Source organism: Pantoea sp. CFSAN033090, from assembly GCF_001264395.1.
Lineage (GTDB): Bacteria > Pseudomonadota > Gammaproteobacteria > Enterobacterales > Enterobacteriaceae > Pantoea > Pantoea agglomerans.
The window spans coordinates 1-589 of record NZ_LGYX01000041.1 but is presented as its reverse complement, the minus strand read 5'-3'; the positions used below and the strand labels follow the sequence as shown (position 1 = coordinate 589).

Sequence of the window (589 nt, the reverse complement as noted above, 5' to 3'; positions counted from 1 at the left end):
AAGATACCCTTATCAGCTTTATAAAAATATTTTTTACTTTCCTTAATTAAAACTTAATAAGATTAAATTGGAGATAAAGCCATGTGCATAAAAGAAATTGAAAGTCAAAAGGAAAATGGACTCATTAATTTTCTTCTAAAGAATAAGAAAAGAATCATCGTTATTTTTATATCTATTTTGGTCATTTTTTGTCTGACCGGTTTAATGTTTTTTTTAAAAAAACACACTCAGCCAATTTTTGGCAAAGAAATTACCGAAACATTTAAAAACAATCTTCTTTTCATCATTTCGTTGTTAGGCGGAGTTGCAATCTCTTTTTTATATGTAATTGTTGGCAAACATGTCAAAGCTGCTAATGATTTTTTCTTATTTTTCCCTGCCGCAATTGTACTTTATCAATCATACACTCTGCCAGAGGGTGATTTTGTTTCAAACATCCTCAAAGCAATCAATATTGAAACCTTAGCAGTATTCAAAAGCTTCATTTTGCTTTGTACTTTCGCAAAGTTCTGTATTTCCATTTGTGAATTTTCAATGGAGCTACGTTCATCCCTAAAAATAAAATCTAAAGAAGTTGAAGAAGTTGAAG

1 protein-coding gene is annotated in these 589 nt (G+C 29.4%); it reads left to right on the top strand.

Annotated features, from left to right (window positions below; genetic code table 11):
* Nucleotides 1-81 precede the first annotated feature (81 nt).
* Nucleotides 82-589 (top strand): hypothetical protein (locus tag AFL22_RS22890; protein ID WP_052272252.1); only part of this gene is annotated, 508 nt, incomplete at its 3' end.